Source organism: Brumimicrobium sp., from assembly GCF_048268645.1.
Lineage (GTDB): Bacteria > Bacteroidota > Bacteroidia > Flavobacteriales_D > Crocinitomicaceae > Brumimicrobium > Brumimicrobium ulvae.
On the sequence record NZ_JBLWVE010000024.1, the window covers coordinates 1 to 22,338 of the forward strand.

General features: G+C 36.9%; 18 protein-coding genes and 1 pseudogene. 3 read left to right on the forward strand and 16 right to left on the reverse strand.

Annotation, left to right across the window (positions count from 1 at the left end; translation table 11 throughout):
• Positions 1-300 (forward strand): annotated as a pseudogene (locus tag ACN0U3_RS13650) (transposase); the annotation flags it as partial.
• 300 nt (positions 301-600) lie between these two features.
• Here the strand turns inward: ACN0U3_RS13650 and ACN0U3_RS13655 are convergent.
• From ACN0U3_RS13655 to ACN0U3_RS13720, 14 genes are all read right to left on the reverse strand, one after another.
• Positions 601-1,785 (reverse strand): acetyl-CoA C-acyltransferase, encoded by a 1,185-nt coding sequence (locus ACN0U3_RS13655; protein ID WP_417266658.1) that lies wholly within the window; start codon positions 1,783-1,785, stop codon positions 601-603.
• 102 nt (positions 1,786-1,887) lie between these two features.
• A complete protein-coding gene (locus ACN0U3_RS13660) occupies positions 1,888-2,250 on the reverse strand; it encodes a four helix bundle protein (protein ID WP_417266659.1) in 363 nt (120 codons plus the stop codon).
• Between the two features lie 50 nt (positions 2,251-2,300).
• The gene (locus ACN0U3_RS13665) at positions 2,301-4,706 is read right to left on the reverse strand and encodes a 3-hydroxyacyl-CoA dehydrogenase/enoyl-CoA hydratase family protein (RefSeq protein ID WP_417266660.1); all 2,406 of its coding nucleotides are present in this window, start codon (positions 4,704-4,706) and stop codon (positions 2,301-2,303) included.
• A gap of 11 nt (positions 4,707-4,717) precedes the next feature.
• Complete coding sequence (locus ACN0U3_RS13670; protein ID WP_417266661.1) at positions 4,718-5,104, reverse strand: MarR family winged helix-turn-helix transcriptional regulator; 387 nt, start codon at positions 5,102-5,104, stop codon at positions 4,718-4,720.
• Positions 5,105-5,239: 135 nt separating this feature from the next.
• On the reverse strand, positions 5,240-7,042 hold the full coding sequence (locus tag ACN0U3_RS13675) for a tetratricopeptide repeat protein (protein ID WP_417266662.1): 1,803 nt from the start codon (positions 7,040-7,042) through the stop codon (positions 5,240-5,242).
• Positions 7,035-7,586: a hypothetical protein gene (locus ACN0U3_RS13680; RefSeq protein WP_299207761.1), complete on the reverse strand. Its 552-nt coding sequence runs from the start codon at positions 7,584-7,586 to the stop codon at positions 7,035-7,037. Before ACN0U3_RS13680 ends, ACN0U3_RS13675 begins: the two co-directional genes overlap by 8 nt.
• Positions 7,587-7,862: 276 nt before the next feature.
• Positions 7,863-10,685 carry a translation initiation factor IF-2 gene (infB, locus tag ACN0U3_RS13685; RefSeq protein WP_417266663.1) on the reverse strand — a complete coding sequence of 941 codons (2,823 nt, stop codon included), beginning with the start codon at positions 10,683-10,685 and terminating at the stop codon, positions 7,863-7,865.
• Positions 10,686-10,752: 67 nt separating this feature from the next.
• Positions 10,753-11,988: a transcription termination factor NusA gene (nusA, locus tag ACN0U3_RS13690; protein WP_299207756.1), complete on the reverse strand. Its 1,236-nt coding sequence runs from the start codon at positions 11,986-11,988 to the stop codon at positions 10,753-10,755.
• Positions 11,989-11,992: 4 nt separating this feature from the next.
• Positions 11,993-12,475: a ribosome assembly cofactor RimP gene (rimP, locus tag ACN0U3_RS13695; RefSeq protein WP_417266664.1), complete on the reverse strand. Its 483-nt coding sequence runs from the start codon at positions 12,473-12,475 to the stop codon at positions 11,993-11,995.
• Positions 12,476-12,922: 447 nt separating this feature from the next.
• Positions 12,923-13,789 carry a hypothetical protein gene (locus ACN0U3_RS13700; protein WP_417266665.1) on the reverse strand — a complete coding sequence of 289 codons (867 nt, stop codon included), beginning with the start codon at positions 13,787-13,789 and terminating at the stop codon, positions 12,923-12,925.
• Positions 13,790-13,798: 9 nt separating this feature from the next.
• Entirely contained in the window at positions 13,799-15,889 is a 2,091-nt protein-coding gene (locus tag ACN0U3_RS13705; RefSeq protein WP_417266666.1) for a M48 family metallopeptidase, read from the reverse strand.
• A 154-nt stretch (positions 15,890-16,043) separates the two neighbouring features.
• Positions 16,044-16,763, reverse strand: a complete 720-nt coding sequence (gene rnc / locus ACN0U3_RS13710; RefSeq protein ID WP_299207746.1) for a ribonuclease III — start codon at positions 16,761-16,763, stop codon at positions 16,044-16,046.
• A gap of 6 nt (positions 16,764-16,769) precedes the next feature.
• A complete protein-coding gene (fabF, locus tag ACN0U3_RS13715; RefSeq protein WP_299207743.1) occupies positions 16,770-18,020 on the reverse strand; it encodes a beta-ketoacyl-ACP synthase II in 1,251 nt (416 codons plus the stop codon).
• Between the two features lie 51 nt (positions 18,021-18,071).
• Positions 18,072-18,308, reverse strand: coding sequence for an acyl carrier protein (locus ACN0U3_RS13720; RefSeq protein ID WP_101335618.1), 237 nt, complete (start codon positions 18,306-18,308; stop codon positions 18,072-18,074).
• A gap of 255 nt (positions 18,309-18,563) precedes the next feature.
• On the opposite strand from ACN0U3_RS13720, the gene yihA reads away from it, so the two are divergent.
• Positions 18,564-19,166: a ribosome biogenesis GTP-binding protein YihA/YsxC gene (yihA, locus tag ACN0U3_RS13725; protein ID WP_299207785.1), complete on the forward strand. Its 603-nt coding sequence runs from the start codon at positions 18,564-18,566 to the stop codon at positions 19,164-19,166.
• Positions 19,167-19,229: 63 nt separating this feature from the next.
• Here yihA and ACN0U3_RS13730 read toward each other — a convergent pair whose 3' ends face one another.
• Positions 19,230-19,847, reverse strand: a complete 618-nt coding sequence (locus tag ACN0U3_RS13730; protein ID WP_417266667.1) for a suppressor of fused domain protein — start codon at positions 19,845-19,847, stop codon at positions 19,230-19,232.
• A gap of 61 nt (positions 19,848-19,908) precedes the next feature.
• Positions 19,909-20,751 (reverse strand): 1,4-dihydroxy-2-naphthoyl-CoA synthase, encoded by an 843-nt coding sequence (locus ACN0U3_RS13735; RefSeq protein WP_417266668.1) that lies wholly within the window; start codon positions 20,749-20,751, stop codon positions 19,909-19,911.
• A gap of 53 nt (positions 20,752-20,804) precedes the next feature.
• On the opposite strand from ACN0U3_RS13735, the gene ACN0U3_RS13740 reads away from it, so the two are divergent.
• Positions 20,805-20,957, forward strand: a complete 153-nt coding sequence (locus tag ACN0U3_RS13740; RefSeq protein WP_417266669.1) for a hypothetical protein — start codon at positions 20,805-20,807, stop codon at positions 20,955-20,957.
• Positions 20,958-22,338 lie beyond the last annotated feature (1,381 nt).

Below are 22,338 nucleotides of genomic sequence, written 5' to 3' on the forward strand. Positions count from 1 at the left end.
GCTGTCGTAAAAGCAATTAAAGAAAATGACAGGGAAAGTAGAAAAGAAAATTTGTTGGAAACTTTTAAACGCAATGGCAGCAAAAATTCCAATGTGAAGTATAATCAATTCTGGCGACAAGACAATAAACCAATCGAATTATGGAGTAATTTTGTAATTTCTCAAAAAATCAGATATATCCATAATAATCCTGTAGAGCAAGGGCTTGTTTTTAGACCAGAAGATTATCCATACAGCAGCGCAGTAGACTATAGTGGTGAGAAAGGTGTTTTAAATGGAGTTGTGGTTGTTGGATTGTAAAATATTTGTATTTTTAAACAAGGTAATAGTTAGGATTCAGACTACCACGAGATGAAATCTCGCGGTAGCGGGCCATAATACCTACCTGATGCTATCTCGAGATTCCACGTGGTAAAGTTTGAAAAATCCAACCCCACTAGCTAAAATGTAGAAGTAGCTTGAATTAGTTTTCAATAAAAGATATGAAAAGAGAAAGCCGATGTAATCAAATTACATCGGCTTTTATATTTGTTTTATTTTTCCACGTTATTGATACTACCGCAAGAAGAGCGGCTGAGGTGCTCGAAGGCACCGATAAAACTATAACCTCTCAATAACTCCTGCTGCTCCTTGACCTGTACCAACACACATCGTCACAACACCGTATCTTTCGTTACGTTTTTTCAACTCATTCATGATTTGAACCGTTAACTTTGCTCCAGTACATCCAAGTGGGTGACCCAAAGAAATTGCACCACCGTTTACGTTTACGATGTCTGGATTCAATCCAACTTCGCGAATGACCGCCAATGATTGAGATGCAAATGCTTCGTTCAATTCAAATAAGTTAATGTCATTTAATTTTAATCCTGCAGATTGAATTGCCGCTGGAATAGCATCAACTGGTCCAATCCCCATAATTCTAGGCTCAACCCCTACAACATTGTAAGAAGCTAATCTTGCCACTGGTTCCAAACCAAGTTCTTTAACCATTTTCTCAGACATTACTAAAGTAAATGCTGCTCCATCACTTGTTTGTGAAGAGTTACCAGCAGTTACAGAACCACCTGCAGCAAATACTGGGCGTAATCTTGACAATGCCTCAAATGAAGATCCTTTACGTGGTCCTTCATCTGTATCAACGATATATTTGTTGGTTTTTCTTTTTTCGTTTTCATCTAAGTAAATATGCTCTACTTCGATAGGAACAATATCATCATTGAATCGTCCTTCTGCGATGGCTTTTAAAGCACGGTTATGAGATTCTAAAGCGAATTTATCCTGGTCTTCACGAGAAACATTGAATTGCTTTGCAACAGCTTCTGCAGTGAGTCCCATTCCCCAATACCAAGTTGGATGTTCTTTTCCTACTTTTGGATTTGGAACAATTCTCCATCCTCCCATTGGAATAGCCGACATGGATTCAACACCACCTGCGATGATACAATCTGCCATTCCGTTGTTGATTTTTGCCGTTGCCAATGCAATCGTTTCCAATCCTGAAGCACAATAACGGTTTACAGTCATCCCCGGAACTTTATCTGTGTCTAATCCCATTAATGAAATTAAACGTCCAACATTTAGTCCTTGTTCTGCTTCTGGATTAGCGTTACCCACGATAACGTCATCGATGCGTTTTGGATCTAAATTCGGAACATCCTCCATGATGCGCTTGATTACATTCGCTGCTAAATCATCTGGACGATAAAAACGGAAACCACCACGACCAGATTTTGCAACTGCTGTACGGTATCCTGTAACTATGTATGCGTTTTTATTTGTCATTTTTCTTAAGATTTTTAGACACTAGATTTTAGACATCAGACTTTAGACGAGGGTCCAAAATCTAATGTTAAAATCTGTATCTATGATTGTTTTTATATTCATTTATTTTTTGAGTAAAAAGCTTTTTTTGAATCCAATAATCATTCTTTGTAATTCATTTATATCCTTAATTAACTTTTCTATTTCTAAGTTATATAAATCATTTACGAGAATTAACTGTGTTTCCAATTCGTAGGAAGATGAAAGACTTATATTTAAAAAGTTAGTAAAATCTTTTATAGTTCCCCTACCTGAGCCTTCCTCAATGTTAGAAGGAATCGAAACAGAACAACGTTGAATTTGTGAAGTAAGACCAAATTTTTCTTCATTGGGTAATTCTTTAGAAACAGCATAAGTTGCTTTCACAATCTTCATCCCATTCTTCCAAATATTCAACTCCCTAAAATTATGATGTCCATTTCTCATTTTTTTAATTGTTTAATTTCTACTTCCCTAAACCCCAGTCTAACCTCTCCTTAATTCCTCAAAACTCTTCCTTTCTTCACCATACTCTCCAAACGCTCTAATGTTTTACGTTCAGCACATAGTTCTAAGAAAGCCTTACGCTCTAGATCGAGTAGATACTGTTCAGAAACTTGAACACGTTCTGAGATATCTCCACCACAAAGTACGTATCCTAATTTTTCAGAAATCACTTTATCGTGTTCCGACATGTAGTTTCCTGACATCATAGAATGCGCTCCAACATAAACGATTCCCAATCCTTCTTGACCAGAGATAGTGATGTTTTTCTCTCTTGGAGGAGCCGTATATCCTTTGTTTGACAATTCTAAACATGCAGCTTTTGCTCTTGTCAATTGACGTTCGCGACTCACTACAACTTCGTCTGTTCCCTTGCGTAAATAACCTAAATCAAATGCTTCGTATGCAGATGTTGCTACTTTTGCTTGACCAATGGTTAAGAAACGTTCTCTTAGGGCATTGATTCTGATGTCTCCTTCTTTTAATTCATCTGAAAAACGTTTAGCGAACTCTTTTGAACCTCCTCCACCAGGGATAAGACCAACTCCGAATTCAACCAATCCGATGTAAGTTTCAGCATGGGCTACAACTTTATCGGCGTGCATTGATAATTCACAACCACCACCAAGTGCTAAGTTATGCGGAGCAACAATAACAGGAGTACTAGCATAACGTACACGCATCATTGTATCTTGGAAAGACTTCACTGCAAAGTTCAATTCATCAAAATCTTGTTCAGCGGCCATCATGAAAATCATTCCCACGTTTGCACCAGCGCTAAAGTTTTGACCGGTATTAGAAATCACTAATCCTTTGTATTCTGTTTCAGCTAAATCTAGTGCTTTGTTGATTCCAGCAATTACACCACCACCAATGGTATTCATTTTTGTGTGGAATTCTAAGTTGAGGATGCCATCTCCTAAGTCAACAATTGTAGTGTCTGAGTTTTTCCAAACTGTATTGTCATCGCGTAATGCATCTAACATTACTAAATCTTCAGTTCCTGGAATAACTTTGTATGACTTGCTGGAAAGGTCATAGTATAATTTTTGACCATTTTCTTTCTTGTAGAAGCTTGTTGCGCCACTAGCTTTCATGTCATGGATCCACTGAGCAGCTTTCTTTCCTTGCTTTTCAATTAACTCCAATCCTTTTTCAAATCCTAAAATGTCCCATGTTTCGAATGGACCTAATGACCAACCGAATCCTGCCTTAATTGCATCGTCAATTTTGAATAAGTCGTCTGCAATTTCAGGAACTCGATTTGTTGCGTAAGCGAACAATCCACCAAACATCATTTTGTAGAATTCAGCAGCTTTATCTTGCCCTTGAATCAACATTGCTGTTCTTTTCTCTAGATCATCAATAGGCTTAGCCATATCTAAAGTCGGGAATTTTACTCGTTTTTGCGCTTTGTATTCTAAAGTTTCTAAATCCAAAGAAAGAATTTGTGTTTTACCATTCTCATCTTTTGTTTTCTTGTAGAATCCTTGTCCAGTTTTTGAACCAAGCCACTTATTGTCCACCATTTTACTGATGAAATCTGGCAAAGCAAATAATTTATTTTCTTCGTCATCAGGACAATTGTCTTTTACACCGTTGGAAACTAACACCAAAGTATCCAATCCAACAACATCAGCTGTTCTGAATGTCGCCGATTTTTGACGACCTAATACCGTTCCCGTTAATTTATCAACTTCCTCAACAGTTAAGCCTAAATCTTTAATGCTGTGGAAAAGCGACATAATTGAGTAAACTCCAACTCTGTTGGCAATAAATGCTGGAGTATCCTTAGCCAAAACAGTTTTTTTACCTAAGAATTTACTACCATATTCCATGAAGAAATCGACAATGGCTGGGTCAGTATCTTTTGTAGGAATAATTTCCAATAACTGTAAATAACGCGGTGGGTTAAAGAAGTGCGTTCCACAGAAATGTTTTTTGAAATCATCAGAACGACCGTCCAACATCATGTTGATTGGAATTCCAGAAGTATTTGACGTAATCAAGGTTCCTGGTTTTCTATATTTCTCAACATTTTCGAAAACTGTTTTCTTAATGTCTAAACGTTCAATAACAACTTCAATGATCCAATCAACATCGCTGATTTTTTTCATGTCATCTTCCATATTTCCTGTTGTAATTCGACTGGCGAATTCTTTCTTGTAAATAGGAGATGGGCTCATTTTTAGAGCTGCTGCTAATGCACCGTCTACAATTCTATTGCGGACTACTTTGTCCGTCAGTTTTAATCCTTTTTTCTCTTCTTTTTCGTCGAGTTCTCTTGGTACAATATCCAAAAGTAGGACCTCTACACCAATATTGGCAAAGTGACATGCAATCTGTGATCCCATAACACCAGAACCCAAAACGGCTACCTTATTTATTTTTCTTTCCATTTAATTGAGGTTTAATTTATAATATGAATAGATTTTAATTCGTCTTCTACATGGTCATCTACAATCTCCATAACTTCAAAGAAGGCTTCAAGACTTTTAGGAGGGATAGACTGCAGTAGTTTTTCGTTAAACTCAACCACTACTTTTTTAACCTCTCGTCTTAAAGCCAAGCCTTGTTCTGTTAAAAAGATAAGTACTTTTCTTTTGTCATCCCTGTCTACTTCTCGGTAGATATACCCTTTGGTTTCCATAGTTTTTAGGGTGCGCGATAAACTGGTCGGTTCCATTCCCATTCTAGGGCCCAATTGTGTACTGGGGGTTCCTTCTTTATCAACAATCAATAAAATAAAACCAATTGACATTGTAAGACCGTGCGCTTTGGCCTTTTGATTGTACATGCGCGAGATTTTATGCCAAGCATGTCGTAGATAAAAATCTACGTAATTATCTTTTTGTGAATGATCCATGGCTGTTAAAAGTACAAAATATTATTAAGCATGCACAATAAATTGCCTTAAAAAATTGAATCAAATTCAATTGATATTCCTGTAGGCTTTTCTGGCTTCGGTTACGAAGAGACTCCCAGGGTAGTCGCGCATGATTTTAAAGTAGTATTCAGCGGCCTTTTTGTTGTCAAAAAGATGGTTTTCATATATTTGAGCAATCTGATATAAGGCATCATCGGCTAAAATATCGTCACCGTGCTCATCTACTATTTCTTGGAGAAACTCAATTGCTGTTTCCCATTTTCCTTGATTCTGAAATGCTTCTGCTTTTCGCATTAAAATGTCATCCTTTAATTTATGGTCAGGGAAAATATCGGTAATTGAATCATATAGCTTGAAGGCTTCATCGTACTTATGTTGTTCTAACCATAAATCTGCTTTGGCAAATTGTCGCATGGCAACGTAGTTTGAATCGAGTCCTAGGTTGTCTGTAATTAAAATGGATAAGTTCATTGCGTCATTGGCGATCAATCGGGTAGTGGCTTCTTTTAAAACATCGAGTTGCGATTGAGCAAATAAAAAATCTCCATCATAATAAAAGATACGCGCGTTTTTGAACTTGGCTTCTTGTCCAATGGGTTCGTATTTGAATTTCTTCTCCACTTGCATATAAAGCAGTGAGGCGTCCCAAACCTTGTTTTGTAAAACCATAATGTCGGCCAGCAGAATTTTTATTTTAGCGTCTTCTAAATCTGTATATTTTGGAAAAGCTAAAGCATCTTCTAGTGTTTTAATGGCTTCCTCTGGTGCATTGCCATAATACGCTTGAATGTATGCTAATTCTCTTATGATGGGCAGGGCTTTCCCATTCTTAGGCATACGCTCTAAGGCATTTTTGTATTCAACAACAGTTTCGTTGATTTGCTCTTTAGAATAATTCCTAAGGGTTGTTATTTCTTTAAAACGTGTATTCAACAACAGCTGTTCGGCCGCATAATAGTAAGGTTTTGTTTCCCCCAAGTCTATGATGTATTTGAAAGCACTTCTGGCCGTGGAAAAGTCACTGTTTTGTACTGCTTGGTTCCCAATTTTATAAACTTCTCGTCCATCGTTTGTAGAGCGTTTGTCTAGTCCTTTTGAATGGACTAAAGCAGCGGGGAAGTTTCGGCGTTGAACCAAAGCCCATATTAACAATTCAGAGTACACCAAATCATTTGGATTTTTTTGAATTTTCCGAATCAATTCATTTTGGAATAGCGTAAACCTTTCGTTTTCTTCTTCTTCAAAGTCGATCATTCTTGGGATAATCAATTTGAGTGAAGAAATCATTCCGGGGTTATAATCTAAGAGGTTAATGTACTCTTTGATCATTTTTTCGGTTTCGTTTAGTGCACCATATACTTCTGCATATTGAATATTCAAGGGGTAAGTTCCTTTCAGTAATTGTTCTCCTTTTTGTAAGGTTTGCAATGCCAGTTGGTGCTTGCCTTGATTTGAAAAGACCTTTTGTAAGTCAATAATTGTCCTTGGGTTTGGAGCCAAGTGATCAATTAAATCTAAGTAAACTTTATCTGCTTTTTTTTGATTGTTTTGGCGTTCGTATTCCTCTCCAATCGCAACTTGGTATTGTACCATGTGAGGATAAATCGAAGCTTGCCTTTCAATGAGCTTTAAGACTTCCTTGTCGTTTTCTTTTTCCTTTAAACAAGATAAATAACGGTTAAAAATAAACTCACTTGGATTCTGCTCATAAACTTTTTCAAAATAGGGTAATGCTTTGTCACAATCACCTTCATTGAAATAATAATTCGCCAATTGTTCATCTGTGTTTTGTCCAAAGGCAAAAACAATTGAAAGGATAAAAACGATATTTAAAAAAACTTTAGTCATTTGCACTTCTGGCTAAAGAATCTCCTAGGTTTTTAATTACAGGATGTAAAGAATCAAATAACTTATAGTATTCATCTGTTGTTTCTCTATAATACGACCAAACTTCTTTAATTTCATCTACTTTATTTCTTTCGTAGTTGATATAGTCTTGGTACTTATCTCTGTCATTAACGCCTTTTTCGATGTCGTGTTTTAGGTCTTTTAGTTTCTCTTGTACTTCTGGAATCGCATGTTTAACTTTTGCAATATTGCCTGAATTTCTAGACAATACCTTACGAACTTCTTTGTATGAATTCATTTTATCAGCAAGTACATAGTCGATGGTATCTGGCATGTAATTTTCCTTTACATGAGCAATAGTTTCTCTTACCGTCATCACGATATCTGTTGTAATCATCCTTGTAGTATCAAAAACCATTAGACTTAAACTGTCAAGGGTTTTCTCCATTGTTTCGATTTCAGCAATCTGACTTTTCTTTTCAGCATTACTACAGCTTGCGATTGAAACACCTAATGCGAGTACAATAAAAAAATTTAATTTCATGTGATACTTTTTTTGTTAGCCAAACTTACGAAAAAACATAGCTATTGACAAGTGCTCATCAGCCTGCTTAATCTTTGTTTAGTTTTGGTTTATAATTTACTTTTTCTGAACTGCTTTACTAATCCTCATTGATCAAATTCTGCAGAACAATGAACAGTGAAGATAGTTGAATAAAGATAAGATTTCCTGCCATACAATCAATAGTGAAGTCGTTATAATAAAAAAAGCTGCTCTGAAGAACAGAACAGCTTTTAAGTAGTGTTGCAAAACTAATGTTTATAGTTTTCTTGCGACTTCTTTTTCTTCGTAAGCTTCGATGATATCACCTACTTTAATGTCGTTGAATTTTTCTATGTTCAATCCACATTCGTAGTTGTTTTTCACTTCCTTAACGTCATCTTTGAATCGTTTCAATGATCCAAGTTTACCGTCATGGATAACAATACCATCTCTAATCAGACGAATTTTCGAATTACGTTGGATATAACCAGAAGTTACAAAACAACCTGCAATTGTTCCTACTTTCGTAATGTCGAATGTTTCTCTTACATCTGCTGTACCTACGATTTCTTCTTTAATGTCTGGAGATAACATTCCTTCCATTGCAGATTTCAATTCTTCAATTGCTTTGTAGATTACAGAGTAAAGACGGATATCGATTTGCTCATCATCTGCTAATTTTTTAGCAGTTACTGTTGGTCTCACTTGGAATCCAATAATAATGGCATCAGAAGCAGAAGCTAAGTTAACGTCAGCTTCAGTAATAGCACCTACTGCCTTGTGAACAATATTTACTTGAATTTCTTCAGTCGACAGTTTCAATAAGGAGTCAGATAATGCTTCAATAGAACCATCCATGTCTCCTTTCACGATAATGTTCAACTCTTTAAAGTCACCAATCGCTAAACGACGACCAATTTCATCCAGAGTAATGTGTTTTTGCGTACGTAAACCTTGTTCTCTATAAAGTTGATCTCTACGGGTAGCAATATTTCTTGCTTCACGTTCATCATTCATTACATAGAATTTATCCCCTGCGTTTGGAGCACCATTAATACCAATAATTGAAACTGGAGATGATGGTGGAACGGCCTCAAGGTTCTTTCCTTTTTCGTTCAACATTGCTCGCACTCTTCCGGTATGTTTACCCGCTAAGATAATGTCTCCAACTTTTAAAGTACCTGCTTCAACAAGCATGTTGGTTACATAACCTTTTCCTTTATCCAAAGAAGATTCCAATACAGTACCAATGGCATTCTTATTTGGATTTGCTTTCAATTCTAGCATGTCGGCTTCTAAAATTACTTTTTCCAGTAATTCGTCGATGTTTTTACCGTGTTTTGCAGAAATTTCTTGCGCTTGGTATTTACCTCCCCATTCTTCAATAAGAATGTTCATTTGAGAAAGTTGTTCTTTAATTTTGTCTGGATTTGCTCCTGGCTTATCAATCTTGTTGATTGCAAATACCATAGGAACACCCGCAGCTTGAGCGTGAGAGATAGCCTCTTTTGTTTGGGGCATCACATCATCATCCGCAGCTACAATAATAATTGCAACGTCAGTTACTTGCGCTCCACGTGCTCTCATTGCAGTAAAGGCTTCGTGACCTGGTGTATCTAGGAATGTTAATCGTTTTCCTTTTAAGTTCACCGAGTAAGCACCAATATGTTGAGTAATACCTCCGGCCTCACCATCAGCAATTTTAGCTTTACGGATATAATCCAATAAAGATGTTTTACCATGGTCAACGTGTCCCATCACCGTAATAATAGGTGGACGGTCTTCTAAGTCCTCAGGTTTGTCATCTTCAACTGGAATAGCGTCTTGAACATCAGCGGATACAAATTCTGCCTCAAAACCAAATTCTTCAGCCACAATTTGAATTGTTTCAGCATCTAAACGTTGGTTGATCGAAGCAAAAATCCCCAATGACATACAAGCAGAAATAACTGCAGTAGGTTGAACGTCCATCATAGAAGCTAATTCTGAAACTGAAACGAATTCAGTAAGCTTCAATATTGACTGTTCTTGCTCTTCTTGCAATAACTCTTTCTCGCGTTTTTCCGCATAAGATTCTCTTTTTGCTCTTCTGTTTTTTGCTCCTTTGGATTTTCCTCCTCCAGACAAACGAGCTAAAGTTTCCTTAATTTCTTTTTCAATATCTTTTTCGGTGATTTCCTTTCTTGGTTCAGGTTTTTTCTTTCCTCTACCACCAGATTTTGAACCAGTTCCTTTTTTATCAGATTGTTTTGAAACGTCAACTTTCTTAATGCGTTTACGTTTTCTTCTGTTGTCGTGTTCTTTTTTCTTCGGTTCTTTCTTTTCTGGCAAATCAATTTTACCAACAACCGTAGGGCCAGCAAGTTTAGTGCGACTAACAGAAATTAAATCAACCTTCTTGGGCTCTTTTTTAGGTTCTTCCTTCTTTGGCTCTTCTTTTTTCGGTTTTTCTGTTTTTGCCGCAGGAGCAGGCTTCGTTTTAAGAGCAGGCTTCGCCTCTTGCTTTTTAGAGCTCGTCGGTTTGGCTTCTTTTTTCTCCTTTTCTTTTTTCTTCTTCTCCGGACGTGTGCGCGTGTCGATTTCTGAAAGGTCAATTTTTCCAATAACATTTAACCCAGAACCACCTTCTTCTTTCGATTTAGGTTCTTCTTTGATCATTTTTGGAGCTTTGTCCTCAGTTTTTTCAACTTTTTCTTCAGTTTGCTCTTCTGCTTTTTCTTCAACGACCGGTTGTTCAACTTCTTTCGGAGTTTCTTCAGGTTGAGGTTTTTCCTCTACCACAGGTTGAGGAGCAGGCTCACTTTTAGTCACGACTTCTTCTTCATCGCTTTCTTCTTCAGCAGTGTTTTCCTCCACTTTCGTTTTTAAAGAAACTGTTTTTCTTTTCTCACGTTTCAACGCTGTTTTCTCCGCTTCTTCTTTAAGCGATTGATCATCAGCAAATTCCTCACTCAATATTGCATAGTGTTCCGCCTCCAACTTAGTGTTAGGGTTTGGATCCACCTCAATATCTTTTGTTTTCAAGAACTCTACCAACGTGGCAATACCAACGTTTAATTCTCGTGCAACTTTGCTTAATCTTTTTACTTTACCGGCCATATATTACGTCCTTCCTATTTAATCTATATTCTTTATTAAGTGCTCTAAGTTAAGGTTTGTATTCAATCTATTCAAACTCTGACTCCAAAATCTTAAAGACTTCGAGAATCGTTTCTTCTTCAAGATCGGTTCTTTTAATTAACTCTTCAACTTTTAATTCTAGTACTGATTTAGCAGTATCACAACCGATGGCTTTTAATTCATCGATGATCCAGCTATCAATTTCATCTGCAAACTCTTCTAAATCTACGTCTTCAACATCTTCAGCACCTTCTCTGTAAACATCAATTTCATATCCTGTAAGGCGAGAAGCCAACTTGATATTGAATCCTCCTTTACCAATTGCCAACGATACTTGATCATTTTTAAGGTAAACGTTTGCACGTTCTTCTTCCTCAAGAATTTCTACATTAGTAATTTTGGCAGGAGATAAAGACCTCTGAATGTATAGAGGCATATTGTTCGTGTAATTAATTACATCGATGTTTTCGTTTCTCAATTCACGAACGATTCCATGAATACGAGAACCTTTCATTCCTACACATGCTCCTACTGGGTCAATTCTGTCATCGTATGACTCAACCGCAACTTTTGCACGTTCACCTGGAACACGAACGATTTTCTTAATGGTAATCAATCCGTCAAAAACTTCAGGAACTTCCAATTCAAATAAACGCTCTAAAAATTCTGGTGCTGTACGCGATAGAATAATAACAGGAGTGCTGTTTCTCATATCTACTTTCGCAACTACTGCACGCACAGGTTCTCCTTTTTTGAAGTAGTCTGATGGAATTTGCTCTGATTTGGGTAAAATCAATTCATTTCCTTCATCATCCAAAATAAGGATCTCTTTTTTCCATACTTGGTAAACTTCACCAGTGATGATGTCTCCAATACGGTCTTTGTAAATCTTATATAATTGATCTTTCTCTAATTCTAAAATACGAGAGATTAAGTTTTGACGAAGTGAAAGAATATTTCTTCTTCCAAAATCTTCAAACTTAATTTCCTCAGACACTTCTTCACCAACTTCGAAATCTGGTTCGATTTTTACAGCTTGAGAATATGCAATCTCAATATTTGGATCTTCTACCTCTCCATCTGGAACAATTTCCTTGTTTACCCAGATCTCAAAATCTCCTTTGTCAATATTAATAATTACATCACAGTGTTCGTCAGTACCGTATTTTTTCTTTAAAATAGAGCGAAATACGTCTTCTAAAACACGCATCATAGTTTGCCTATCTATACTTTTGAATTCTTTGAATTCAGTGAAAGATTCTATTAAATTCAGGCTATTCATGAGTTCATTTTTTAAATGATATTATAATTTTTGTTTCCTTTATTTCGTCATATGTGAATTCATGTTCTTGAACCACAGTAACTTTTTTCTTTTTTCCTTCTAAACGTTCTTTAGTTGTTGTCTCAAGTTTTATCCCTTTGTCGTCAGCGTGTGTTAACACCCCTTCAAGTGATTGATTCTTCTCTTTTAACAACACCTTCACTTCGTTTCCAATGTTTTTATAGTACTGCTTAAGCACTCTAAACGGCTTGTCTAATCCTGCCGAAGAAACTTGAAGTTCAAAATCTTGCTCCTCTCGGTCTAAATTATGTTCTATGTTTCTAGACACAGAGACGCAATCTAAAATCGCGACATTTCCTTCTTCGCAGTCTAGCTCTACTTGTATGACGTTCTTTGGAGATACTGATATATCTACGATAAACAGACCTTTGTCCAATTCGTCAATGCGTTCTAGCGCTAGCTTTTCTATGTTTTTCTTGTTGAGCATACTTACAAAAAGAGGGGACAAATGTCCCCTCGTTCTATTAAATTTCGTTATAAAACATTGCAAATGTAAGTAAAATATTTAGATAAACAATATTTTTTTATTAGCTAATTCTCTGTGCTTTCTATTCAAAGAGATGTTAGAACTTATTGGTCTTAGAAATAATTAAAACGATTCTCCCGATAGGCCTCGGGATTAGTGCATCCCGCTTTAGCTTCTAAAAGCCTTATCAGATAGTAGACCTTAAATGTTTGACTTTTTGTCTAATATTTAAGGTCTATTTCTTTTACACTTAAAAAATTTATTCTAAACCTATGGCACATTTAGTCCATAGTTGTTTTTAAAATCAATGATAATGATGTAAGTCTTTTTGCTCTTGTTGTGAATTAGTTTTTAAACACCTGTTTCCTCCCTTTCTTGTGCACTTTTGATTATAAAATTATGCAGCTCTTAGATTGCGAATGTAAGACCGGTTCTAAAGTAAAATATATTGAAGAATGAATAATTCCCCAATCTACTTTTTATATATTCTCTAGAATAAGCAACTTTTTTATTGTTAGCAAAGTCGTACCCTGAAGGGTCTCCAGCGTAGGGGTCGAATTCGGTGGTTAAAGTTATATTTGAATTAACACCTAAATCAAAACTCAAGTTTTTGGAGAGTAAAATACGGTAAGTATAGTTTAGTGAGAGACGTGCAAAAATAAAGTTTTTCTCATAGTCTGCTAAAAAATACGATAGGTCTGTATATGGTGTTGATGGATCTTCTCTGTAGTTTTCCTTTTTGTCGAGTGAGAAAATACGTACTCCCACACCATAAGAAATTAAGTGTTGGTTAGGGGCCAGATGGTTTGAATTGAAGAGTCCATAAGTAAATTGAATATCATAAATATTGAACACCGGAGTAGAAACGATATAAGGTTCTAAATCTTCCTCGTAATAGTAATTATTATATCCACTTGTCGGATTTTCATTAATGGTCATACGATGTTTTTGATAGTTAAATTCAAGTCCAATCACCTTGTTTCTATTGAAGATTCTACCGTATGCTAGGTTGAGCATTAAATTGTGTTTGTTATGTCCCCCGACCAATACATCGTCTTTATCATAACGTTGATAATAGGTTCCTAATCCTAAAGACGTTTCGTAATAATTTGCATCGAAGGAATTACTTCTTAAGATAGGAACTAAACGTGGGTTATAACTAGCGTTGACTGTAAATATATTTCTTTGGTTAAAAAAATATGAATTTTGCGCTTGGTTATAAAAAGCGGTGCTGATTATGACAAAAGTCAAAATGTAGGGATATAAATTCCTCATGGTTTTCATTTAAAATTTTGAAAGTGCTTGGAATACTAAACCTCCAACTGAGGCTTTTCTTATTTTTAAGCCAACTGAGTAGTAGCTTTGGTCTACCACCTTTCCTGTTGCTAATTCAATGTATTGAATATTGGCGGTTAAAGAGTTTTTCGTTCTGGATAAACGTTTTGCTCTACCTGAAATCAAAAGCAAGTAGGGGTTGTTGTGTAGGCTGACTATATCGCTGAGTTCCTCTCGATCAACATTAATGAATTTGAAGTCGGTGTTTTCAGATTGTACTATTTGAAGAACGTAGTCTGTTAGAATACTCGCTTCATTATAGCGCTCAGTTGTAAATTGATTTGAATAGGCAACCGAGATATTGTGTAATTCTCGACCTGCAATCTGTTCTTCAAAGCTTTCTGATATCATACTATGGAAGGTTAAAGTGTTTTCTAAATCAAAACCTCTTGTACGATGTGATGCAATTAAATATGGATTCAATAAAATGATATCACCTTCTAATTCAGGCCCTTTCTTTTTCTTGATTTCCTCTTCTTCTTCCTCTTTTTTTGCTTCTTCAATTGATTTCTTTTCTTCTTCATACAAGTCGTTGAATGTTCTGTTTGCCACCAAGTCATGTAGTAAGAAATCAGCGAAATTCTCATCGACTAATTCAGCTAAGCTTTGAGAAGAGCTTTGTGCTGCACGAATCCTTCGAATTCTGTCGTATTTCGTTTCTCCTTCAATGTCTACTGTATCGCTTATGGTTGTTGTATCGACATTTTCTCTTAGTTCTAAAGCGTCATTGAAACTTATTTTCTCCAATCTGTTAATTTCAAATCTTCTTAGATGTGCAAGGCTTTTAAAAGTCTCATTCCTTAACTCTTCAATATATTCTGATGTTGGATTGTTTTGGTGGATGTCTTCTAATTGCCTAACGGTTAAAATCGCCAGTTCTTTTCGACTAAAGTTTTTGAAAAGTTCGTAAAGCACAGAAATTGAACCTTCTTTCTCTTTAGCGTTTTTTAAGAAGGTGTTCTTTTTCCCTGAAAGTGAGGTCTGATTCATTTTGGACCACACAACCGCCTTCATGGTTTGAAGATAGGTGTTATTAGGGAATTGTTTTTCGAGAATATAGACCTCATATAAGGCCTCTAAATAATTGGCTAAAATGACGTTTTCTCGCAGTGTTTCAAATCTCGCTATGTTTTGAACGTGATTGAATTCTTCTAAACTAATAAAGTTTTTATTGTCTTTCCAATGATCGTATTTTCTCAATTCCGCTGCAATAGCATCTTTTCTTTTACGAATATTAGGATGCGTACTTTTAGAGTCGTCGTAATCTTCAAATGCTAAGATGGGATTGGCTTTTTCTGGAAAATAAGAACGGGGTATATAAGTATTCGGGTCTTCAAAAAAGGTGCTGTCGATTTCAATTTCATCAAATGTCAGATAGGAATACATTAAAACGTCAAAAACAGTATTTATCTCTTTTTCAGAATATCCTGCTGCATGATATAGTTTTAAGGCTTTAACATCTGCTTCAAATTCGTGTTCTTTTGAAAGGACTACCATTTCCTGGTAAGACGAACGGGCGTCATAGTCAGTTTCATTGGCAAAAGTAAAGGACTTTTGAATGTGTTTTTCTTGATAGTGAACGATTTCGTGTGCAATAATATAGGCTAATTGGGCCTCGTTTTCAACTTGTGCAATGAGTCCAGTTGTAATAAAAATCACCCCAGGGTCCGTACATAGCGCATTGGTGATGTTGTTTTTGATGACATAAAATTGAAGTTCATCTTTTAATGAAGGCTCGTTTTTTAATAAGTTTGCTGCAATTTTTTGGATGTAAAGCGTCATGGGATCACCATACAATACATAACCTGTTTTTAGAATGTTGTTGAGTGAATAAGTTGTGCGCATCGCATAATTATCGATATGCTCATCGCTGACTTCTGTAATTTTGCCTTTACGGTCTTCAACGCGTTCTTGGAAGGACGCTGTAAAAATACTAGGCGGTTCGCCAACAGCTTTAGTGGTCTTGAAATTATTAAAATCGGTCTCTTGACTATAAATAGTGAAGGGAAGTACGAATAGGAATAGGTACAGGTGCCTCATTGATTTGGTAATCATAGTAGTGAATATTGCATTTGAAGTTAGTAAAACTAATGATAAATTATCTAGTTACAAGTATATTGGCGTTCTATCTTTGTGAGGAGTCAACCGGCCGAAGCAAAAGCCACTCACTTTAAATAAGTTAGGGTGGGAATAATTATGTACCAATTAAGTGAAGTGTTTCTTTAGAAGCTGCTTGTTCAGCAATTTTTTTAGATTCACCAACACCACGGCCGTAAGGATTAGAGTTGATATAGACTTCAACTTCGTAATGCCACTTTTCATTCACAAGTTCTTCTCGTATTGATTTGAATTCAATGTTGAGTTTGTTTTTTTGCGACCAGATAAATAATTTACTTTTAAAATCGATTTCCTTTTCAAGTAAATTGGGGAGGTCAATGTGTAATCGGAGTGTGGTGTGAAAAACGGATTTCTTAACAGCTTCGTAGCCAGCGTCCAAATAAATTGCTCCAATTAATGCTTCAAAAGCATTTCCTTCTAGTGTTGACACACGAATGCTTCTTCCTTTCTGGTAGAGTATGTAATCAGATAAATGAATGGATTCGGCAATTGAAGCTAGTGTTTTTCGGCTAACAATTTTCGATTTAAGCTTAGTTAGATAACCTTCGTCTTCATCTGGAAACTTGTGGTACAAATAATCTGCTATAACGGCATCTAAAACTGTGTCTCCGAGGAACTCCAATCGTTCATTTGAAACCATTCCTTTTGAGATGTTGGCAATAGATTTATGGGTAAGAGCGGTTTTAAAATACGAAAGATTATTGGGTCTGTACCCAAAGTTTTTGATTAAAAACCGAATGAGTTTAAGATCGTCTTTGCTTTTAGGACGCGAGCGGAATGAAAACCATCGTTTCAAAACACTTTACTTTAACTTCTTGAATATTGCTGAGGTGTTGTGACCTCCAAAACCAAATGTATTTGATAACGCAACGTTTACGGTACGTTTTTGCGCTTCATTAAAAGTGAAGTTGAGCTTGTTGTCAATTTCTGGATCATCCGTAAAATGATTGATTGTTGGAGGAACGATATCGTTTTTCACCGCCATGATACAAGCAATCGCTTCAATTGCACCAGCAGCACCAAGAAGGTGTCCTGTCATAGATTTCGTAGAAGAGATATTTAAATTGTATGCATTTTCACCAAAAACATGCTTAATTGCTTTGGTTTCTGCAATATCTCCGAGTGGAGTAGATGTACCATGAACGTTTACATAATCAACGTCTTCTGGCTTTAATTCAGCATCTTTCAATGCTTCAATCATTACGTTTCTAGCACCAATTCCGTCTGGATGTGGCGCGGTAATGTGGTAAGCGTCACTGGACATTCCACCACCAGCTACTTCCGCATAAATTTTTGCACCACGTTTGATGGCGTGGTCATAATCTTCCAAAATTAATGCACCAGCACCTTCTCCTAATACAAATCCATCTCTGTCTTTATCGAAAGGACGAGAAGCTGTTTCGGGAGAGTCATTACGCATGGATAATGCACGTAGGCCATTGAATCCTCCAACACCCATAACCGTAACAGCTGCTTCAGATCCACCAGTAACAATCGCATCAGCCTTACCTAAACGAATAAGGTTGTAAGCATCAATAATTGCATTGGTTGCAGAAGCACAAGCGGAAACAGTCACATAATTTGGACCACGTAAACCGTATTTGATTGAGATATGACCTGCGGCAATATCAGCAATCATTTTTGGAATAAAGAAAGGGTTGAATTTTGGTGTTCCATCTCCTTCTAAAAAGGCAGTATGTTCATCCTCTAGTGATTTTAAACCACCAATTCCTGATCCCCATATTACACCAATTCTATCAGTGTTTGGTTCTGATTCCATTAACTGAGAATCAGCCATGGCTTCCGAAGCGGAAACCATGGCATATTGAGAAAATTTATCTAATTTTCTAGCATCTTTTCTGTCAATGAAATCATTTACATTGAAGTTCTTTATCTCACAAGCGAATTGCGTTTTAAATTTGGACGCATCAAATTGTTGGATAGGCGCAGCACCGCTTTTTCCGGAAATTAATCCATTCCAATACTCCTCTAAGGTGTTCCCTATCGGTGTTAGTGCTCCTAGTCCTGTTACAACAACTCGTTTTAGTTCCATGAATTTAATCTAAAATTATAAAATGCAATGTGTTGCTTGTTTGTTAAAGTCTTACTTTGCGTTTTCTTCAATGTAAGTAACTGCTTGACCTACAGTTTGAATGTTTTCTGCTTGATCATCTGGGATAGCAATGTTAAATTCTTTTTCGAATTCCATAATTAATTCAACTGTATCCAGTGAATCTGCTCCTAGATCATTTGTAAATGAAGCTTCTGTTGTTACTTCTGCTTCTTCTACACCCAACTTATCAATAATAATTGATACAACTCTTGATTTGATATCAGACATTTTTCCTAATTTTAAAGGGTTAATTCAGCCTGCAAAGAAATAATTTATGTTTTGAATATCAAAATTTAATCATAAAATTATCTATTGACCAACTGTTTTCACCCGAAGATTACTTGTTTTTAGCGCCTTAACGGCAATATTTTTAATTATTTACGCTTGTAGCGTCGGCTAAAGATAGAAAAAATATTGATTTTCAACATTATTTTGACCTTTGCTGTTTTTAAAAAAATAACTTTGTGAAAAAGTAAAGCTATGGTGATTCATTCCGCAGAGTTCGTAATTAGTAACACAGAGGTAGATAAATGTCCTCAACCAAATAAACCTGAATATGCGTTTATTGGACGTTCTAATGTTGGGAAGTCTTCTCTTATTAATATGCTTACAAACCATAAGAAATTAGCAAAAACATCTGGGAAGCCTGGGAAAACACAGTTGATTAATCACTTCTTAATCAATGGCGAATGGTTTTTGGTCGATTTACCTGGTTATGGTTATGCCAAAACCTCAAAGTCCAACAGAAAAAAATGGGGTGCTTTTATTGAAGAATATTTGCTGACGCGTGAAAATTTATTGAATACTTTCATTTTATTAGATAGTCGATTGGAGCCACAAAAAATCGACGTAGAGTTTATGTCTTGGTGCGGAGAAGTGGGGTTGCCTTTTTCAATGGTGTTTACTAAAACTGATAAACTTTCGAAAGTTGCCCTGCAAAAGAATCTTGCGGCATATAAAAGAGAAATGCTGAAATATTGGGATGAAATGCCTCCTCACTTTGTGACTTCTAGTGTTTCTGCGATGGGACGTGATGAAGTGTTGGGTTACATCACGGAAATTAATGAAGCCTATAATGAAGGATGATTTTAAAATATTCTTGGATGAAGGTAAAAAAAGGGTAACACCGGCATCACCCTTTTTTTATGATTAAAATAACTTCCAACGACTCTTATAGATGGAATGTCTATAGTCATCAAGAATTTCATTTCCATTTCTTGCCCTGAACTTTTTAATCCATTTTGGATAGCCTTCGTGCATTTTACGCTCAAACTCTCTATGGTAAATAGGGATAATCGCTAAAAAACGAACTTCTTTATCTCCTACTTTTAAGGGAGCAAATAAATCTTCTAAAACAATGGGTTCGGCCAATAAAAAATTATCTTGCTTCATGGTTTCCGAAACTTGCGTCGATGGGTTTCCATTTGCAATGGTATGACCAGGACCATACCATAGCTGGTTTTCCATTACGTTTTCAGCAAGTTTTTGAATGACCTTTAATGGCCAATTCATGTTCGGGTTATCTTTGTCCTCTAAGTCCCAATATCCTGGTAAGCAGAAGAATATTTCGTTGTTTTCCAAGCCTTTGTACCGTTCTGGTACAGGCATGTTATAAAGGGATAGACCGTTTGTACACAATATTGTTAACGGAAACTTCTTCTCGACCTCTATCTTTAACAGATCGATATAGTCACCATCTTGAGATGGGTAATCACTTACACGATTCTCACCAAATCTTTGGATAAAGGCTTTTTTTAATTCGCTCATTGTTTTGTTTTATACCGAATGAATTATCGGTATTGTGCTTAAAAGGAAATGTATAAAAGGATTAAGGAATCCATTTGATGTCCTTAAAGTTCGGTTTGCGCTTTTCTAAAAATGCATTTCTACCTTCTTTGGCTTCTTCAGTCATATAGGCCAAACGCGTTGCTTCTCCAGCAAATACCTGTTGACCAACCATTCCGTCATCAGTTAAGTTCATGGCAAACTTCAACATTTTGATAGATGTTGGTGATTTCTCCAATATTTCTTGTGCCCATTCATAGGCTGTGTCTTCTAATTCTGCATGTGGAATAGCAGCATTTACCATTCCCATATCTACCGCGTCTTGTGCGGAATAATTACGGCCTAAGAAGAAAATTTCACGGGCCTTTTTCTGACCGACCATTTTGGCAAGATAAGCAGAACCGTAACCTCCGTCAAAACTTGTAACATCAGCATCTGTTTGTTTGAAGATGGCATGCTCCTTACTCGCTAAAGTCATATCGCAAACCACGTGTAATGAATGTCCGCCACCAACGGCCCAACCTGGTACCACTGCGATTACTACTTTCGGCATAAAACGAATTAATCGTTGTACTTCCAATATGTTTAATCGGTGCATTCCGTCTTCCCCAACATAACCTTGGTGACCTCTTGCTTTTTGATCTCCTCCAGAACAGAATGAATAAACACCATCCTTACTACTGGGGCCTTCGGCAGACAATAAAACAACTCCAATTGAAGTGTCTTCTTGTGCGTCGTAGAAAGCATCGTATAATTCAGCTGTTGTTTTGGGTCTGAATGCATTTCTTACATCAGGACGGTTAAATGCAATTCTTGCTACACCGTTTGATTTTTTATAAGTGATGTCTTCGTATTCTTTTGCTGTTTTCCAATCTGCCTTTTCCATATTCAAAATTTTGCTTCGAAGGTAAGGAATTTATGGTGAATATTGGATAAGTTTTGAAAGGAAAAGAAAGGAGCGTGGTCGGTGATGTGGATGATGAAAATGAAGGTTCTTTGGAACTTGTTTTTGATTGCGTGTTTTTTGAGCTGCCCCTTCAGGGCGCGGAAAAACGGTTTCGTAATTCAGCAGGGCGCGTTGCATCCTGCTGAATTAAGCTAGGCTTTCAGCCTGCACGCTGGGACTACTTTTGTTACTTTGTTTACATCTTGCCCTGAGGAGGCAGTTTGCCTTTGGTCCAACAACAAACATTTCAGAGGACGTGTTGTATTTTGCTGAGTTAATCTAGGTTTTCAGCCTGTATTTAGTATGTCACTTATATTGTTCTTGCTCACGACTCCGCCCTGAAGGGGCAACTTGTTCCAACCCCTAATGAGGTAAGTTTTGAAAGGAAAAGAAAGGAGTGTGATCGGGGATGTGGATGATGAAAATGAAGGTTCTTTGGAACTTGTTTTTGATTGCGTATTTTTTGAGCTGCCCCTTCAGGGCGCTGAAACGGTTTCGTAATTCAGCAGGGCGCGTTGCATCCTGCTGAATTAAGCTAGGCTTTCAGCCTGCACGCTGGGACTACTTTTGTTGCTTTGTTTACATCTTGCCCTGAGGAGGCAGTTTGCCTTTGTTCCAACAACAAACATTTCAGCAGGACGTGTTGTATTCTGCTGAGTTAATCTAGGTTTTCAGCCTGTATTTAGTATGTCACTTAGATTGTTCTTGCTCACGACTCCGCCCTGAAGGGGCAACTTGTTCCAACCCTTAATGAGGTAAGTTTTGAAAGGAAAAGAAAGGAGCGTGGTCGGTGATGTGGATGATGAAAATGAAGGTTCTTTGTAACTTGTTTTTGATTGCGTATTTTTTGAGCTGCCCCTTCAGGGCGCGGAAAAACGGTTTCGTAATTCAGCAGGGCGCGTTGCCTCCTGCTGAATTAAGCTAGGCTTTCAGCCTGCACGCTGGGACTACTTTTGTTGCTTTGTTTACATCTTGCCCTGAGGAGGCAGTTTGCCTTTGGTCCAACAACAAACATTTCAGCAGGACGTGTTGTATTCTGCTGAGTTAATCTAGGTTTTCAGTCTGTATTTAGTATGTCACTTAGATTGTTCTTGCTCACGACTCCGCCCTGAAGGGGCAACTTATTCCAACCCATAATGAGGTAAGTTTTGAAAGGAAAAGAAAGGAGTGTGATCAGGGATGTAGATGATGAAAATGAAGGTTCTTTGGAACTTGTTTTTGATTGCGCGTTGTATTGAGCTGCCCCTTCAGGGCGCGGAAACGGTTTCGTAATTCAGCAGGGCGCGTTGCCTCCTTCTGAATTAAGCTAGGCTTTCATCCTGCACGCTGGGACTACTTTTGTTGCTTTGTTTACATCTTGCCCTGAGGAGGCAGTTTGCCTTTGGTCTAACAACAAACATTTCAGCAGGACGTGTTGTATTCTGCTGAGTTGATCTAGATTTTCAGCCTGTATGTAGTATATCACTTATACTGTTCTTGCTCACGACTCCGCCCTGAAGGGGCAACTTGTTCCAACCCAAGGCAACA